Origin of the sequence: Amycolatopsis sp. SID8362 (assembly GCF_010550475.1) — a bacterium.
GTDB lineage: Bacteria > Actinomycetota > Actinomycetes > Mycobacteriales > Pseudonocardiaceae > Amycolatopsis > Amycolatopsis eburnea.
The window spans coordinates 1-699 of record NZ_JAAGNB010001538.1 but is presented as its reverse complement, the minus strand read 5'-3'; the positions used below and the strand labels follow the sequence as shown (position 1 = coordinate 699).

1 protein-coding gene is annotated in these 699 nt (G+C 75.4%); it reads left to right on the top strand.

All coding sequences use genetic code 11. From position 1 onward, the window contains the following. A partial coding sequence (locus G3I65_RS47340) for a helicase-related protein (RefSeq protein WP_255482129.1) occupies positions 1-699 on the top strand: 699 nt, incomplete at both ends.

Genomic DNA, 699 nt, shown 5'->3' with positions numbered 1-699 from the left:
GGCGCGGATGGCCGCGCTGCTGGGCGAACCGGTCGGCGAGACCGTCGGCTACGCCGTGCGCGGCGACCGGAAGGTGTCTTCGCGGACCCGCGTCGAGGTCGTGACGTCGGGGCTGCTCGTGCGGCGGGTGCAGGGCGATCCGGAGCTGCCCGGCGTGTCGACGGTGCTGCTCGACGAGTGCCACGAACGGCACCTCGACGCGGACCTGCTGCTGGCGCTGCTCCTGGACGTCCGTGCCGGGCTGCGCGACGACCTGCGCCTGCTGGCGACGTCGGCGACGGTCGCGGCCGGGCGGCTGGCGGCGCTGCTCGGGGACGCGCCGGTGGTCACGGCCGAAGCGCGGACGTACCCGATCTCGTACTCGTACCTGCCGCCCGCGCGGGGTGAGCGCGTCGAGGCGTGCGTCGCCCGTGCGGTGCGTACGGCGTTGTCTTCGGGCGAAGGCGACGTGCTCGCGTTCCTCCCCGGCGCGGGGGAAATCGCGCGGACTTCGAACCTCTTGCGACTGTCCGATGTGGACGTCTTCCCGCTGCACGGCCGGTTGTCCGCCGCGCACCAGGACGACGCGCTGCGGCCGCGGGACCGGCGGCGCGTCGTTCTGGCGACGGCCGTGGCGGAGTCGAGCCTGACAGTGCCGGGCGTGCGCGCGGTGGTCGACTCGGGACTCGCGCGCGTGCCGCGGGTCGACCACCGGCGCGG